This is a genomic window from Pseudomonas sp. SDO5215_S409, assembly GCF_054071325.1.
In genome coordinates this window covers 47448-62413 of sequence record NZ_JBSVWN010000037.1, presented here as the reverse complement: position 1 = coordinate 62413, position 14966 = coordinate 47448, and the positions used below count along the sequence as shown (strand labels likewise).

Below are 14966 nucleotides of genomic sequence, written 5' to 3'. Positions count from 1 at the left end.
CCATGGCCAGCGATTCGATGCAGTACTGATAAGCGTGGGTGTGGATCGCCTCTTCGAACGCCTGGCGCAGGATGTACTGGCGGCATTCCGGGTTGGTGATCAGGCGGTAAACGGCCAGTACCAGGTTGTTGGCCACTAGGGAGTCGGCGGTGGAGAAGAAGCCCAGGTTGCGCATGACGATGCGGCGTTCGTCGTCGGTCAGGCCTTCGGGGTTTCGCCACAGGGCGATGTCGGCGGTCATGTTGACCTCTTGCGGCATCCAGTGGTTGGCGCAGCCGTCGAGGTACTTTTGCCAGGCCCAGTCGTACTTGAACGGCACGAGCTGGTTGAGGTCGGCGCGGCAGTTGATCATGCGCTTTTCGTCAACGGCGACGCGGGCGGAGGCGCCTTCGAGTTCGGCCAGGCCTTCGGCGACGTCGAGTTTGTCCAGGGCGGCCTTGGCGCGGATGATGGCGGCGGAGTCACTGGCGGTGACGGCGCGGGCTTCGATGGCGGCGGCAGCGCCGGCGCCGTCGAGGCGGTCCATGGTGGGCTCGGTGGCGGTCGCGTGCTTGAGCGCCGCGGTGCCGGTGTCTTCGCTGTCGGCTTCATCCCAGCTCAGCATTGAAATTCTCCTTCCTGGTGCTCGAAAAATAAGGGGTTACAGGCTACAAGGTGGTTGCAAATACACTATGTAGTGGTCGTTTATTGGAATGGGCACACTATATGGTGTGTAACAAAGATGGTCAACGCACAAGATCTGGCACGTTGTCGCAGGGCCATGACCGCCGCTCATACCCCCATGACTTTTAATGGTTACGGCCGCCTGGCCCGCCGGTGCTAAAAATTCGCCAACCAGCTCCCCCTAAACAAAAGAGCGTTTGCGAAATGTCACCTCGGGCAACACCCACGCCGCGGTGCTAATGGTGGCAGAGAAGGGCGCCGACCTGATTCTTGAGGATGCCTGAGCCCTGGAGCGCAACACCTGTGGTGGGGCAGAATTGACGCTCTGTCCACTACTGGATATGTTGTCTCGATGAAAAAACACACGCCCGAACACACCGCTCTGATCAGCCAACTCGAACAGATTGCCGAAGGCCTGAGCAAGACCTTCAGCCCGTTTTGCGAGGTTGTGCTGCACGACCTGCGCGACCCGGAGCAGGCAATCCTGGCCATTCACAACAACCTCTCCGGGCGCCAGCCCGGTGACCCGGCCACCGAGCTTGGGCTGGCGCGCATTGCCGACCCCGACTACCCGCAAGTGGTGGCCAATTACCCGAACCAACTCAGCGACGGGCGTCAGGTCAAGAGCACCTCTATTGGCATCAAAGACTCCAGCGGCAAGTACGTCGCGGCCTTGTGCATGAACGTGGATTTGTCGCTGTTTCGTGGCTTGCAGGGCATGCTCGAGCAGTTCAGCGCCCTCAGCGGTGACAAGCCGCTGGGCGAGTCGCTGGACCCGTCCGGCGCCGACGCGATCCGGGCGCGCATTGACCAGTTCGCCGCTCGCCTGGCCACCACCCCGCGTGCACTCAAAGCCGCCGACCGGCGCCTGCTGATGCAAGAGCTCAAAGACGCCGGGGTGATGGACATCCGTCGGGCCATGGAAACCGTGGCCGCGCACTTGGGCGTCTCCCGGGCGGCGGTCTACACCTACGCCAAGTGACTCAGGCCGCGCGCGCCACGGCTTCGATCTCCACCAGGTAGCCGTGGTGCAACTCCGGCACCGGCACCACGACCCTGGCGGGGCGATGGTTGCCCAGGGCGGCGGCATACACGCGGTCGAATGCCGGCCAGTGCTTCACACCGGCGACATACACCGTGACTTTCACCAAGTCCTGCGGGGTGCCGCCAGCCGCCTTGAGGATCGCCAGCAGGTTGCCCAGGGCCACCTGGGCCTGTTCGGCAAACGAGGCGTCGAGGTTATGGCTGCCATCGGCGTTCACCGGCAATTGCCCGGAGATATACAACGTGCCCAGGTGGCTCACGGCTTGCGCGTAATGGCCGGCGGGTGGCGAGGCGTCGGGGGTGTGCAAGATCTTCATCGGGGCGGCTCTCAGTACGCGGGTTGATTGAGTCGGCTGCATGAACAGCGGGCAACAGGCGCCCGTCAGCGCACCGTTCGGGCGCTGCGGTCTTGGGGGCAGAAGGCGCGGTCAGCCTTGGAGCAGGCCCGCGTACTTGTCGATATCCACGTTGCCGCCGGTGACGATCACGCCCACCCGCTGGCCGCGAAATTGGTCCTTGAGCTGGCGCAAGGCGGCCAGGCCCAGGCAGCCGGTAGGTTCCACCACCATCTTCATGCGCTGCATGAAAAACCTCATGGTGTCCACCAACTCGGCGTCGGACACGGTCAGGATGTCGTTCACCTTGTCGCGGATGATCGGGAAGGTGTGGTTGCCCAGGTGTTGGGTCTGGGCGCCGTCGGCGATGGTCACCGGGGTGTCGATGTGCACGATGCTGCCGCTTTTGAACGAACGCTGGCCGTCATTCCCGGCCTCGGGCTCCACGCCGTACAGGCGGCAATCCGGGGCGAGCGCGCGGGTGGACAGGGCCGTGCCCGAGAGCATGCCGCCCCCGCCGAGGCCGACGAACAGGGCGTCGAGCGGGCCGGTGAATTCCAGCAGCTCCTTGGCGGCGGTGCCTTGACCGGCGAGTACGTGGGGGTGGTCGTACGGCGGGATCAGCGTCAGGCCGTGGGCCTGGGCGAGGGTGCGGCCGATCTGTTCACGGTCTTCGGTGAAGCGGTCGTACAGCACCACGGTGGCGCCGTAGCCGCGGGTCGCTTCGATCTTGGCCGCCGGTGCGTCGGTAGGCATCACGATGGTCGCCGGGATGTTCAACAACTGCGCGGCCAGGGCGATGCCCTGCGCATGGTTGCCCGAAGAAAACGCCACTACCCCGGCGCGGCGTTGCTGCTCGTCAAACTGCGACAGGGCATTGAACGCGCCACGAAACTTGAACGAGCCGGTGCGCTGCAGGTTTTCGCACTTGATGAACACCTGGGCACCGGTTTCGGCGTCCAGGGTCCGTGAGGTGAACACCGGCGTGGCGTGGGCAAAACCTTCCAGGCGCTGGGCGGCGGCGATGACGTCGGCGTAGAGAGACGGTTGCATGCGAGACCTCGGGGATTGACTCGGGCGCGGTGGCCGTTTTGTAGTGTTTGGATAAAATATCCATAACTATACAGTTTGTAAATCCCAAGGTTCTCGCTAGATAACGTGAGCCCGCTGCAACTCGGTTAGCGACTGCGCCTTGAGCGCGGCCAGCAGCGGGTCGCGCCGATCCCGGGGGTGGGGCAGGTCCACCGCCAGTGCCTGGCGAATACGGCTCGGCCGGTTGTCCATTACCAGTACCCGGTCACTCAGGTACAGCGCTTCGTCCACATCGTGGGTCACCAGCAGCAAGGCGATGGCGTGATGATCGGCCAGTTGCAGCAGCAGGTCCTGCAGTTTCATGCGGGTGAAGGCATCCACGGCGCTGAACGGTTCGTCCAGCAATAACACCTGCGGGCGCGAGTACAGGCCGCGAGCGATCGCCACCCGCTGGGCCATGCCGCCGGACAAGGCCTTGGGCAGCGCCTGGGCGAAGCCATTCAGGCCGACTTCGTCAATCAGTTGGTTCACCCAGGCCTTGTCGTAGTGCCCGTCGTCGCTGAAACCGATGTTTTGTTCCACCGTCAGCCAGGGCATCAGGCGCGGTTCCTGAAACACAAACGCGACCTCGGCGCCGCGGCTGTGCAACTCGCCGACAAAGTCTTGTTCCAGCCCGGCGACGATGCGCAGCAAGGTGCTTTTGCCGCAGCCACTGGGGCCCAGCAGGCTCACGGTTTCGCGCGGTTGCAAGGTCAGGTGCACGTCTTTGAGTACGGTGGTGTCGGCAAAGCTTTTGCGCGTCACGCGAATGTCCAGCAAGGCTTGGCTCATGATTTACTCCGTTGCGCCCTGGCCGTTGAACGTGTCGCGCCAGGCCAGGCAGCGTTTTTCCAGGGCGGCCAGCAGGCCGTCACTGATTTTGCCCAGCAGGGCGAGCACGATGATGGCTGCCAGCACGATGTCGGGCCGTGACGTTTCGCGCCCGTCGCTGAGCAGGTAGCCCAGGCCTCGGGTTGCGGCGATCAACTCGGCGGCCACCAGAAACATCCACGCCAGGCTCAAGCCGCTGCGCAAGCCAGTGAACAGGCCGGGCAGGGCGGCGGGCAGCAGAATGCGGCGGACCAGGCGCCGTCGGCTGAAGCCATACATGTGCCCCACCTCCACCAGCTTGCGGTCGATGTTGCGGATGGCCGCGACGCCGTTGAGGTACACCGGGAAAAACGCGCCAATGGCGATCAACACCACCTTGGAGGTTTCATCGATTCCCAGCCACAGCAGCAACAGCGGCACCCAGGCCAGGCTCGGAATGGAGCGCAGGCCAGCGAAGGTGGGCTCCAGCCACGCTTCGGCCTCGCGGCTCAACCCCACCCAGGCGGCAAATGCCAGGGCCAGGCTGGCGCCAATGGCAAACCCCAGCAGCACCCGCAACAGGCTGGCGCCGATGTGTTTCCACAGGGCGCCTTCGGCCAGGTCCACCAGGGTGGCGGCGATCTCGCTGGGCGCTGGCATCTGGTAGGACGGCAACCAGCCGATGCGCACCACCGCTTCCAGAATCAGCAGGATCAGCACGGGCAACGCCAGGCCCTTGAAACGACGCGGCCACGTGCGGCAACGGCGGGGCGCAGGCGTTGCCAAGTGTGCGGGCAGTGGCTGGCTGTTGCTGGTCATCACAGGGCCTGGCCAAAGGAGGGGTCGATCAACTGATCGATCACCTGGTCGACATTGACGCCTTTGCGCACCAATTCTTCAGACACCAGGATCGGCGCTGCCGCCTTGGAGGCCGCTACGTCTTGCGCTGTCAGCAAGGGGTTGGCGAGGTCGGTGCGGCTCAGTTGCAGCTTGGCCACGTCCAGCGGCAGGCCGGATTCGGTGGCCAGCAATTGGGCGAATTCGTCAGGGTGCTTCACCGCCCAGTCGCGGGCTTTTTCGTAGGCGCCCAGCACCTTGGTGATGGTCTGCGGATGGGCCTTGGCGAAGGCTTCGGTCACGCTGACCACGCCGTAGCTGTTGAAGTCTTTGTTGCGGTACAGCAGGCGCGAGCCGGCTTGCAGTTCACTGGCGGCCATGTGCGGGTCCAGGCCGGCCCAGGCGTCGACGTCACCTTTTTCCAGCGCGGTGCGCCCGTCCGGGTGCTGCAGGTGGACCAGTTCCACGTCATCTTTTTTCAACCCGGCCTTTTGCAGGCTGCGCAGGGTGAACAGGTAAGGATCGGTGCCTTTGGTGGCGGCGATCTTTTTGCCTTTGAGGTCGGCGACGGTGTGCAGGGTCGAGTCTTTGCGCACCACCAGGGCGGTCCACTCGGCGCGGCTGTAGACGTACACCGACTTGATCGGGCTGCCATTGGCCCGGCTCAGCACGGCTGACAGGCTGGCAGACGAGGCGAAGTCCACGCCGCCGCTGTTGAGGTATTCCAGCGAGCGGTTGCTGCCCTGGCTCAACACCCAACCGACGGTGGTGTGCGGCAGGGCCTGTTCCAGCCAGCCGAAATGCTTGAGCACCAGGCTGACGGGGGAGTAATAGGCGTAGTCCAGATGGACCTCGGCGGGGTCGGCCTCGACGGCGTGGGCCACGGTGTTCAGGCTGAAGGCGAGGGCGCAGGCGCTTAACAACAAGTGAGCGAAGGGTTTCATGGAACAGCTCCGGACAAGGCGAAAAAGAGAAGGCGTTTCTTATATTCATAAAGCTGAATTGGCATGTTCCATCATGCAATACAGGAATATGCAGTCTCTGTGCCAAGGGCGGCCGCCAGGGTTTACGGGAGTGGCGCCTGAAGACGCTGTGGCGCTGGCGTGCAATCTGTTGATGGGCTGTTGCTGGGCAGACAGTTGCTTATGCTTTTGTAGAATAAATAAAGCGTTATATATTCTTTTTATTGTTTTAACGGATAGGGCACTTTGAGGGCCTGCGCATTTGTGCGGATCACTTAACCGTTAAAAGGAAAGCCTGTATGACCATCAAAGCGATTAACGTGCGCAACCAGTTCAAGGGTGTGATCAAGGAGATCCTGGTGGGTGAGGTGGTGTCCGAGATCGACGTGCAAACCGCATCGGGGATCGTGACGTCGGTGATCACCAGCCGCTCGGTGCGGGACCTGGAATTGAAGGTTGGCAGCGAAGTGATTGCGTTCGTCAAATCAACGGAAGTGTCCATCGCCAAGCTGTGAGCCGACGCCGCGCCACCTGGCGCGGGGCACGCCCGCTCACAACAAGGCTGAGATCGCCTCGGCTCAGGCGATTTTCACCCCGGCACCGCCCGGTGGGTGCGGGTCGGGCCGGGGTGGTGGTGCATCGCTGGGCAGGTTTCTGGGTGCTTTGTTCGGGTCGTCGTAGTGCTGGTGCAAGTTGCCGTCCAGCCGGTTGCTCGACGAGCCGCCGCTTTGCGGGGTGGCATCGAAGTGTTCCCATTCCGACTGCTGGAAGCGGAACAGGCTGTCGTCACTCGGGGCCTCGCGGCCATGGTAGTGGTGGATGGCGTAATGGGCGTACTCGACCTTGTCGGCCCAGTTGTCTTGTAGCAGGCCATCGCCTGCCAGGTCGTGATACCACGCGTTTTCCTTCTCGGTCGCCTTCTGCTTTTTGTTGTGGTCGACAAAGTAGCCGATGATCCCGCCGACCACCGCCAGTACCACCCCCACCAGAAACAGCGGCCCGGTCAGTGCCGCTGCGGTGCCCGCGCCAAACAGCGCCGCCGCGCCGAGTACTCCGGCCGAGGCGCCGAAGGCCCCGCCCGCCACTTGCAGGCCACCGGCGGCCTGGGCCAGCGGGTCTTTGCTGTCTACCCCGGCCTTGATGGCCAGGGCGCCCAGCACGATGTCGGCAAAGCCGCCGGCGATGTCGGTGGCGGGGCCCAGGATCTTGATCACCGACCCTGCGATCTTGGCCGACTTGGACGCGCCGAGCTTGGCTGCACCTGCCGCGGCGAGCCCGTCGTCCAAATGGGTGGCCAGGCCGTCGGTCGCCTCGGCGACCGCTTTGTCGCCCTCGCCAAAGAGCTTGGAAATACCGTCGTACTGGCTGTCGGGCACCGCGTCCAGGGCCGTGGCGATCTTGGCCTTGACGTCCGGCGGCAGCTCGGTCACGCGAAACTCGAAGTTGGGCTCCTGCAAACCGGTCTTGCCCCAGATCTCCGGCAGGGTTTTGTCCAGCCCCAAAAAGTCCACCAGCCCGCCCTTGCCCAGGGTTTCACCGATCTTGTCACCCAGGCGCACAAAGTGGCTGGAGCCACCGGCAAAACTCAAGAAGTCCTTGGCGATGGTCATGCGCTGGGCCGGGGTTTCACCCAGCTTGCCGCCTTTGCCCACCAGTTGGTAAATCGCCGAGAACAGGCTCACACCCGCGCCCAGGGAGCCGAGGATGCCCTTGCTGTTGAGCGTATGGAACACCTCGCCGAGGGTGCCCCGGTCGGCGATCGGAATATAGGGTTTGTTCAGGGCGGTGTTCAGGTCGCTTTCAGTGATGACGCCGTTGTTTTTGTAGACCTCGCCCAACTCTTCCAGGGCCTGGGTCACGGCCGAAGATTTTTCCTTGCCTTGCAAGCCCTCGTTAAGGAATTTCTCGATGGTTTCCTGGGACCTGCGCGGCAGGTCGAGCAGGCTGCCCTTGAGCACCCCCTTGAGCAGGCCGAACAGGTCTTTGGTGGCCAGTGCTTTGTTTTCGTCGGAGATCTTGCTGGGGTCCGACAGGATCGCATTGAGGTCGGTGGTCAGGCCGTCGGCCTGAATGTTTTGCGCCGCCTTGCTGGCCGCTTCGGGGTCGAACAGCGACAGCGAGGTGAGCGTGTCGCTCAAGTCTTTTTGCGCCTCGGAGGTCTTGCCTTGGTTTTGCAGGTCCTTGAGGTAAAGCACGTAGTCGGGGTTGCTGGTGAGGTCGAGCAGTTTCTGCTTGATCTCGTCCTTGTTGGGCAGGTGGTTGATGGCATCGTCCATCTTGGCCTTGTAATCGGCCTGGATCGTCGGGTCGTTGAACAGTTCGCCGATCTGTTTTTGCACGGCCTTGCCGTCGATGATGTCGTGCATGTCGGCCGACGTCAGTTCGGTCTGATGGTCGTCGAACTCGCGCCAGGTGGTGTTGAACGGCCGCTTGGCTTCTTCATAACCGGTGATGCCATGGCCATTCTGATAGGCGGCCTGGGCCTCCAGCGCCCGTACCAGCTTGGCCCGCGGGTCGTCCTTGGGAATCGAGCCGTCCTTGACCCCGGCGCGGTAGGTGTCGATCAGCCCGGTGGTGGCCAGCTCGCTCACCGACAGGGTCGGTGACGTGTCGTCGTCCTTGTCGGCGTGCACGCCGGTGTCCATGTTCAGCACGTCCAGGTCGCCTGGCTTGGGCAGGTTGTGCTGGGCGCGGGTGTCATCGATGCCGCCCGCGCTGAAGTCGGTCCACTTGGCCAGGACGTCATCGTACAGCTGGGGGCTGAGTGCCTTGGAGACGATCACCTTGCCTTCGCTGGTTTCGTATCGGATCAGGCCGGGGCCGACTTCGTCGGGTGGGCCGATGGCCTTGTAGCTGCTGAGGTTGTCCGGTGCGGTCGCGTCCTTGGGGGCCAGGACGTAGCCCTGGTCCTGGCTGGCCTTGAGCCCCGAGACGGTCTTGTCCTGGGCGCCTGCCTTGTGAGTGGCGCTGTGCTTGAGCAGCGTATGAAACGCGACGCCGGAATCGAGGGCTTTGGAGGGCGGGGACTTGGGTTCGGACCAACGATTCAGCGGCTGCGTCGCCATAAAAGGGGCTCCTGCTGTGACCGGGGACGGGTCCGAAAACAGTAACAGCAGGCGTTTTAGCGGCGTTGCGAAACGTTGTGAATTGAGTGTTAACGCGCTTGCAGGCTGCGGGCCATACGCGCCAGGCCTTCTTCGAGCAGGGCCCTTGGGCAGCCGAAATTCAAGCGGACGAACTGTTGGGTGTCGTCACCAAACTCGAGGCCGGCGCTCAAGCCGACCTTGGCGTGCTCCAGAAAAAACTGCTGTGGGTCGTGCAGGCCCAATGCGCTGCAATCGAGCCATGCCAGGTAGGTGCCTTGCGGCGCGTGCATGACCACCCCGGGCAAGCGGGTGCGCACGGCGTCGAGCAGGTAGTCGCGGTTGGCTTGCAGGTAGGCCCGCAATGCTTCAAGCCATTGCCCGCAATCACTGTAGGCCGCCCGCGTGGCTTCCAGCCCCAGGGGGCTGACGCTGTCGACCATGCCGCAGCGGGCCTGGTTGAAGCGCTCGCGGATCGCAGGGTTCTGGACCACCGCAAAGCAGGTCTTGAGCCCGGCCACGTTATACGCCTTGCTGGCCGACATCAGGGTGATGGTGCGCTGCGCAATCTCGGGGCTCAGGCTGGCGGTGGGAATGTGGCGGCGCCCGTCGAAGCACAGGTCGGCGTGGATTTCATCGGAGATGATCAGCGCGCCGTGCTCCAGGCACGCGGTGGCTACGGCCAGCAATTCGTCACGGGGGAACACCTTGCCCAGCGGGTTGTGCGGGTTGCTCAGCAGCAACGCGCCCGCGCCGTTCAGTGCCTGGCGCAGGGCGGGCAGGGGCGTGAGGTATTCACCGTTGCCTGCCAGTTCAAAGGGCACTTCGATCCTTGGCAGGTTCCAGTGCCCGGGCGCCAGGCGGATCGGGCGATAGTTGGGGGTTTGCAGCACCACCGGCTGACCCGGCTGCACAAACGCATGCAACGCCATGTTGAAGCCGGGTTCGACGCCGGGCAAAAACAGCAATTCTTCAGGGGCGACGCGCCAGGCGTATTTGGCCCACAGGTCGGCGACGATGGCCGCACGCACCTCATCGCCTGCCACGCTGTAGCCGAGCACCTGCTGGTCGATGCGCTGGTGCAAGGCGTGCAGGATCGCCGGCGGCGCGGCGATGTCCATGTCGGCGATCCACATCGGCAGCACGTCTTGGGGGTAGCGGTTCCATTTGGTGCTGCCGGTGCCGAGGCGGGGGTGGATCGTGTCGAAATCAAAGCTCATGGCGGGCTCGTATCAAGGAGGCAGGCGAGAAAAGGCGCTGATTCTAGCGCCATGCTCGTCGCCCGAACACTGGTGCAGGCGGCCTTTTGATCCGGCGTTGCGCGGCTTATGGCTTGGCGGTCCGATAGACACCCCCGGGGCGCGCATCGACACGCAAAAAGCTTTCGTCAATATGGGCCAGGTCGGCTTCGTTCAGGGTGCCGGCGTAGTAGTGCAGTTTGGTCCAGGCGATCAAGTAGTCATAGCGGGTTTTGGCCAAGTCGCGACGGGTGGTGTAGAGCTGTTGTTGGGCATTGAGCACATCGAGGTTGACCCGTTCACCGCCCAGGACACTCTGCTGAGTGGACACCACCAGGGCCTGCGCCGACGCCAGTGCCTTGCGATACGCGGTTAACTTGTTGCGCCCGGACAGGCACGCGTTGTACTGGCGCCGCAGCTCGATGAGGGTTTCGCGGGTTTTTGCATCCAGCTCGAATTCGGCCTGTTCCATCGCGCTGTAGGCCTGGCGGGTGGAGGCCGAAACGCCGCCGCCGCTGTACAGCGGCACGCTGATGTCGATGCCAATGGTGTTGGTGTCGTAACGCTGGTTGAAGGTATTGCCGCTGTCGGACTGCTGTTGGCGCAGGCTGGCGTAGGCGGTGATCTTGGGCAAGTGCCCGGCGCGGTTGCGCTCCACTTCATTGCTGGCCACCTCGATGGCTTGGCGCTGTGACGCCAGTTGCGGGTTGTCGCTCATCGCGTGTGTGGACCAGGCGTTGAAGTCGGACGGCTCCAAGGCCAGGGCCTGAAAGTGCTCGTCCAGGGGCGCGAGGTCGTCGATGTTGAACGCAGAGGTGCCCGTCAGCGCGGCCAGTTCGCGCAGTGAGGCGTCCTGTTCATCACGGGCTTCGAGTTCTTCGGCGGTGGCCAATTCAAAGCGCGACTGGGCTTCGAGGATATCGGTACGGGTGCCTTCGCCCTGGATGAACAGCTGCTGGTTTTGCTGGCGCAACTGTTCGAAGGCTTTTTCTTTGGCCACGGCGATGTCGATCTGGTCCTGGGCAAACAACGCCTGGGTGTAGTCCGTCAGGACCCGCACGAGCAACTCTTGGCTTTTGCTGCGAAACGTCTCGTCGGCAAACAGGGCCTGCGCGATGCCCTTGCGGTAGGTGGCGTAGGCCTCGTAGTCAAACAAGGGTTGTTGCAGGCTCAGGGTCGAGCCGTAGCTGTCGTAGTTGCGCCGCTGGCTGATCGAGCCTTGCTGGGTATCCAGAAACGTGGCCTTGGAGGTGTTGTGCCCCGTGTTGTAGTCGTAGGACAGGTGCGGCAGCAGGCCCGCGCGGCCGATCTGGCGGTTTTGCTCTCCGGCGTCGCGCTCCTTGAGCGCACCGAGGTAGACGGGGTCGTTGCGCAGCGCCTGTTCGTAAACCTGGAAGGGGCCCATGGCGGCCAAGGCCGTGTTGCAGGCCAACAGGGCCAGGGCGGTGGCGGGTACAGTCAGCGTCTTCATTCGTCGCCAGGTCCTTATTGTTCGGTCAACGCGGAACCTGCCCGGTCGAGCAGGGGTTTGAACAAATAGTTGAGCAGTGAGCGTTCGCCGGTCCGCACAAACATCTGCGCGGGCATGCCCGGTTTGATCACCAGGTCGTGGAGTTTGCCCAGGGCCTGGGCGTCGACGCTGCTGCGCACGATGTAGTAGGGGGTGGCGGTTTTTTCATCGAGCAACTGGTCTGCCGATATCAGGCTGACTTCGCCCGACACCCGAGGCGTGCGGCTTTGGTTGAAGGCGGTAAAGAGGATGTCCACCGGCAAATGGGGTGCGATCTTGTCCACCAGGTTGACCGGCAGGTGGCCCTCGACTTCCAGCGGCGCGTCTTGTGGAACGATCTCCAGCAAGGTGTCGCCGGGGCGCACCACGGCGCCTTCGGTGTGAACGCCCAGGTTGACCGCGACACCTGCGGCCGTGGCCAGGATGTCGCTGTGTTGCAGGTCGAAACCGGCGGAAGTCAGTTGCTCGTTCAGGGTCACGCTTTTGAGTTGCGCATCGACCAGTTGGGCACGGACGTCTTTCTGGTACTCCTCGGTCTGTTGCTGCAATTTCAACCGGGTTTCCAGGATGCCTTGCGCCACGCGCCCGCTTTCGCCAGTGTTCTGGGCCAGCGACTGTTGGACTTGCGAGAGCTGTCGCTGAAAGTCCAGCAGGCGGTTGCGGGGGATGTAGCCGTTGTCGGCCAGCGGTTGCAGGTTGGCCAGTTGTTGGCGCAAGGAATCGGCCTGGGCCGTGAGGTCGCTGCGCGCTTGACGCATGCCCGCCAGTTGCGCGGTGGCGCCGTCGATGTTGGCGTGCAGGCCTGACTGCTCCCGGGAAAACGCTTCGCGGCGGCTGCTGAACAGCTGGCGCTGGCCTTCCAGCACCGTGGTCAGGTCGGCATCGGGAGGCCCGCCCGGCCACGCGGGAAAGTCGATGTGCGTGAGGTTGTCGCGCTCGGCTTGCAGGCGCGCCTGCGTGGCCCACGCCATGCGGTACTGGGCCTGCAACGATTGCACATCGGCCCCGGCGCGCGTGGTGTCGAGGCGAAACAGCGCTTGCCCCTGATGTACCGTTTCGCCCTCGTGCACCAGGATGCGGCTGACAATCCCGGCGCTGATCGACTGCACCGCCTTGCGTTTGCCCGACACCACCACCGTGCTGTTAACCGCGATGCCTTGGTCAAGCGGGGCCAGGCTGGCCCACAGGAAAAACCCGCCAGCGCCGATGATGACCAGCCCCCAGCCCAGGCGGGCAAAAAAGCCAGCGTCGCGCTCCACGTAGCTGCGGTGTGTCGGGGCCAGTGGGTCGTTTTGTGTGTAGAGGTTCATGCGCCGGGGCTCCGAGTGCTGCTTTGATAGTGGCGGCCGTAAGACAGGCTGACAGGGCCACTGGCTTTTTCCGGGTCTGATGCTTGCCGGGGGGACAGGGCTTTGAGCACCTCGTCGCTGGGGCCGAACGCTTGCAGGCAGCCGTCCCCCAGCACCAGCAGTTTGTCGGCCTGCTTGAGCGCCGAGGCGCGGTGGGTGACTAGCACCACCGTAGTGCCCTGGGCTTTCATCTGGCTGATGGCGTGGGCCAACGCCGCTTCGCCGACGGTGTCGAGGCTGGAGTTGGGTTCGTCGAGCACCAACAGTTTGGGCTCGCCATACAGGGCGCGGGCCAGGGCCAGGCGTTGCTTTTGCCCACCCGACAGCCCGCAGCCGTCATCGCCCAACAGGGTGTCGTAGCCTTGGGGCAGGCGCAGGATCATCTCGTGCACGCCGGCCTGGCGGGCCGCGCGTATCACACGTTCGGGGTCTGCCTGACGAAAGCGGGCGATATTGTCGGCCACGCTGGCGCTGAACAACTCGATGGTTTGCGGCAGGTAACCGATGTGCGGGCCCAGCAGGTCGCGGTCCCAGCGGTGAATATCGGCACCGTCCAGGCGTACCGTGCCCCCCAGTACCGGCCAGACGCCCACCAGCACACGAGCCAACGTCGACTTGCCGCTGCCGGAGGCGCCGAGCACGCCCAATACCTCACCGGCGGCCAGTTCAAAGCTGATCTGATGCAACGTGGCCAGGCGTTGCCCGGGCGGCGCAGCGCTGACCTGTTCAAAGCGGATGTGGCCGGTCGGGGCGGGCAGGTTCATCACCACCTGGCCGGGCGGGAACGCCTGCAGCAGCTCATTGAGGCGTCGGTAGGCCAGGCGGGCGCCGCTCCACTGTTTCCACACGCCGATCAACTGGTCAATCGGGCTCAGTACCCGGCCCATCAGGATGGAGCCTGCGATCATCATGCCGGGAGACATCTGGCCTTTGATCACCAGCAGGGCGCCCAGGCCCAGCACCAGCGATTGCAGGCACAGCCGCAGGGTTTTGCTCACGGCGCCAATGACCGAGCCGGTGTCACTGGCGCGGTTCTGCAAACCCAAAAAGTGGCTCTGCAGCGTAAACCAGCGCTCACGCAATGCGCCCAACATGCCCATGGCCTGGATCGCCTCGGCGTTGTGCAGGTGGCTGGTCGCCAGGTGGCTGGAACGCTGGGCGTAGCGGCCGGCCTCTTGCAAGGGGCGCCGGGTGAGGACTTCATTCAGGTAGGCCAGGGCCATCAACAACAGCGCACCGCCGGTGGCCAGCAAGCCCAGCCAGGCATTGAACAGGTAAATCACCAGCAAGTAGACGGGAAACCATGGCGCGTCGAAAAAGGCGAACAGGGCGGGCCCCGTGAGGAACTGGCGCAGCAGGGTCAGGTCCCCCAGTGCCTGGCCCGCATTGCCTGCCGATTGGCTCAGGTTACGCTCGAACGCGGCCCGGTAGACGTGCAGGTTCAAGCGCCGCTCCAGGTCGCTGCCCACGCGTATGACGATTAAGCTGCGCACGCATTCGAGCAGGCCGATAAAGCCAAAGAAGCCGACGACCATCAACGTCAGCATCACCAGCGTGGTTTCGTTCTGCGACGTCAGCACCCGGTCATACACCTGCAGCATGTACACCGACGGCACCAGCATCAGCACGTTGATCAGCGCGGTAAAACAACCCACGCTCGCCAGTGTGCTTTTGAAGTCTGCGAGCACTTTGAACAACGGGACGACGGCCTTGCTCATGGCGCATCCTTGCGACGCAGGACCAGGACAGGGCGTGCGCCGGGCAGGCTCTGATACACGCCCTCCTGCTGTTTGCCCAGGTGAAGGAGGCGTGAGCCCTGCGCGTCGGTGAGCGACACCCCATCGGGCTCGGGAAACCAGCCCGCCGGTGGCTGTTCAAGCCAGCCGGCCAGGCAGTCGAGGTCGCCGCCCAGGGTTTTGTCGGGCCCCAGTGCCACGCTGCAGCGCGTGTGGGATTCTGATTGCAGGTAGGCCTGCCATTGGCCAGCCAACGCAGGGGCGTTGGCCAGTTGCAAACTGTTCGCCATGGCGGTTTCTCCAGTAAAAATCATCAGCCAGGCGAGCC

The 14966-nt window shown here is 63.7% G+C and carries 13 protein-coding genes and 1 pseudogene; 2 read left to right on the top strand and 12 right to left on the bottom strand.

Features of this window, described 5'->3' with window-relative positions:
• A partial coding sequence (locus tag ACW9H9_RS18880) for a ribonucleotide-diphosphate reductase subunit beta (RefSeq protein ID WP_457344642.1) occupies positions 1–604 on the bottom strand: 604 nt, incomplete at its 3' end.
• Between the two features lie 411 nt (positions 605–1015).
• Between ACW9H9_RS18880 and ACW9H9_RS18875 the strand changes: the two genes are divergently transcribed.
• Positions 1016–1645 (top strand): helix-turn-helix transcriptional regulator, encoded by a 630-nt coding sequence (locus ACW9H9_RS18875; protein WP_457344643.1) that lies wholly within the window; start codon positions 1016–1018, stop codon positions 1643–1645.
• A 1-nt stretch (position 1646) separates the two neighbouring features.
• Here ACW9H9_RS18875 and ACW9H9_RS18870 read toward each other — a convergent pair whose 3' ends face one another.
• The 5 genes from ACW9H9_RS18870 to ACW9H9_RS18850 form a co-directional block, all read right to left on the bottom strand.
• Positions 1647–2024 carry a RidA family protein gene (locus ACW9H9_RS18870; RefSeq protein WP_457344644.1) on the bottom strand — a complete coding sequence of 126 codons (378 nt, stop codon included), beginning with the start codon at positions 2022–2024 and terminating at the stop codon, positions 1647–1649.
• A 111-nt stretch (positions 2025–2135) separates the two neighbouring features.
• A complete protein-coding gene (locus ACW9H9_RS18865; protein ID WP_457344645.1) occupies positions 2136–3095 on the bottom strand; it encodes a threo-3-hydroxy-L-aspartate ammonia-lyase in 960 nt (319 codons plus the stop codon).
• 96 nt (positions 3096–3191) lie between these two features.
• A complete protein-coding gene (locus ACW9H9_RS18860) occupies positions 3192–3905 on the bottom strand; it encodes an ABC transporter ATP-binding protein (RefSeq protein ID WP_457344646.1) in 714 nt (237 codons plus the stop codon).
• Positions 3906–3908: 3 nt separating this feature from the next.
• On the bottom strand, positions 3909–4742 hold the full coding sequence (locus ACW9H9_RS18855; protein ID WP_457344647.1) for an ABC transporter permease: 834 nt from the start codon (positions 4740–4742) through the stop codon (positions 3909–3911).
• The gene (locus ACW9H9_RS18850) at positions 4742–5704 is read right to left on the bottom strand and encodes an aliphatic sulfonate ABC transporter substrate-binding protein (protein WP_457344648.1); all 963 of its coding nucleotides are present in this window, start codon (positions 5702–5704) and stop codon (positions 4742–4744) included. Before ACW9H9_RS18850 ends, ACW9H9_RS18855 begins: the two co-directional genes overlap by 1 nt.
• Positions 5705–6021: 317 nt before the next feature.
• On the opposite strand from ACW9H9_RS18850, the gene ACW9H9_RS18845 reads away from it, so the two are divergent.
• On the top strand, positions 6022–6237 hold the full coding sequence (locus ACW9H9_RS18845) for a TOBE domain-containing protein (protein ID WP_457344649.1): 216 nt from the start codon (positions 6022–6024) through the stop codon (positions 6235–6237).
• A gap of 63 nt (positions 6238–6300) precedes the next feature.
• On the opposite strand, the pseudogene ACW9H9_RS18840 reads toward ACW9H9_RS18845, so the two are convergent.
• The 6 genes and pseudogenes from ACW9H9_RS18840 to ACW9H9_RS18815 all read right to left on the bottom strand — a co-directional run.
• A pseudogene (locus tag ACW9H9_RS18840) lies at positions 6301–8646 on the bottom strand (hypothetical protein); the annotation flags it as partial.
• 230 nt (positions 8647–8876) lie between these two features.
• On the bottom strand, positions 8877–10025 hold the full coding sequence (locus ACW9H9_RS18835; RefSeq protein WP_457344650.1) for a MalY/PatB family protein: 1149 nt from the start codon (positions 10023–10025) through the stop codon (positions 8877–8879).
• Positions 10026–10131: 106 nt separating this feature from the next.
• On the bottom strand, positions 10132–11514 hold the full coding sequence (locus ACW9H9_RS18830) for a TolC family outer membrane protein (RefSeq protein WP_457344651.1): 1383 nt from the start codon (positions 11512–11514) through the stop codon (positions 10132–10134).
• 14 nt (positions 11515–11528) lie between these two features.
• Positions 11529–12863 carry an HlyD family type I secretion periplasmic adaptor subunit gene (locus ACW9H9_RS18825; protein WP_457344652.1) on the bottom strand — a complete coding sequence of 445 codons (1335 nt, stop codon included), beginning with the start codon at positions 12861–12863 and terminating at the stop codon, positions 11529–11531.
• On the bottom strand, positions 12860–14620 hold the full coding sequence (locus tag ACW9H9_RS18820) for a type I secretion system permease/ATPase (RefSeq protein WP_457344653.1): 1761 nt from the start codon (positions 14618–14620) through the stop codon (positions 12860–12862). The genes ACW9H9_RS18825 and ACW9H9_RS18820 overlap by 4 nt, the downstream gene beginning before the upstream one ends.
• Complete coding sequence (locus ACW9H9_RS18815) at positions 14617–14928, bottom strand: AprI/Inh family metalloprotease inhibitor (RefSeq protein WP_457344654.1); 312 nt, start codon at positions 14926–14928, stop codon at positions 14617–14619. The genes ACW9H9_RS18820 and ACW9H9_RS18815 overlap by 4 nt, the downstream gene beginning before the upstream one ends.
• Positions 14929–14966 lie beyond the last annotated feature (38 nt).

Coding starts and splice junctions, on each gene's coding strand:
- ACW9H9_RS18850 (WP_457344648.1), bottom strand. CDS start 5,704: ATGAAACCCTTCGCTCACTTGTTGTTAAGCGCCTGCGCCCTCGCCTTC.
- ACW9H9_RS18865 (WP_457344645.1), bottom strand. CDS start 3,095: ATGCAACCGTCTCTCTACGCCGACGTCATCGCCGCCGCCCAGCGCCTG.
- ACW9H9_RS18860 (WP_457344646.1), bottom strand. CDS start 3,905: ATGAGCCAAGCCTTGCTGGACATTCGCGTGACGCGCAAAAGCTTTGCC.
- ACW9H9_RS18815 (WP_457344654.1), bottom strand. CDS start 14,928: ATGGCGAACAGTTTGCAACTGGCCAACGCCCCTGCGTTGGCTGGCCAA.
- ACW9H9_RS18820 (WP_457344653.1), bottom strand. CDS start 14,620: ATGAGCAAGGCCGTCGTCCCGTTGTTCAAAGTGCTCGCAGACTTCAAA.
- ACW9H9_RS18845 (WP_457344649.1), top strand. CDS start 6,022: ATGACCATCAAAGCGATTAACGTGCGCAACCAGTTCAAGGGTGTGATC.
- ACW9H9_RS18870 (WP_457344644.1), bottom strand. CDS start 2,024: ATGAAGATCTTGCACACCCCCGACGCCTCGCCACCCGCCGGCCATTAC.
- ACW9H9_RS18875 (WP_457344643.1), top strand. CDS start 1,016: ATGAAAAAACACACGCCCGAACACACCGCTCTGATCAGCCAACTCGAA.
- ACW9H9_RS18835 (WP_457344650.1), bottom strand. CDS start 10,025: ATGAGCTTTGATTTCGACACGATCCACCCCCGCCTCGGCACCGGCAGC.
- ACW9H9_RS18825 (WP_457344652.1), bottom strand. CDS start 12,863: ATGAACCTCTACACACAAAACGACCCACTGGCCCCGACACACCGCAGC.
- ACW9H9_RS18830 (WP_457344651.1), bottom strand. CDS start 11,514: ATGAAGACGCTGACTGTACCCGCCACCGCCCTGGCCCTGTTGGCCTGC.
- ACW9H9_RS18855 (WP_457344647.1), bottom strand. CDS start 4,742: ATGACCAGCAACAGCCAGCCACTGCCCGCACACTTGGCAACGCCTGCG.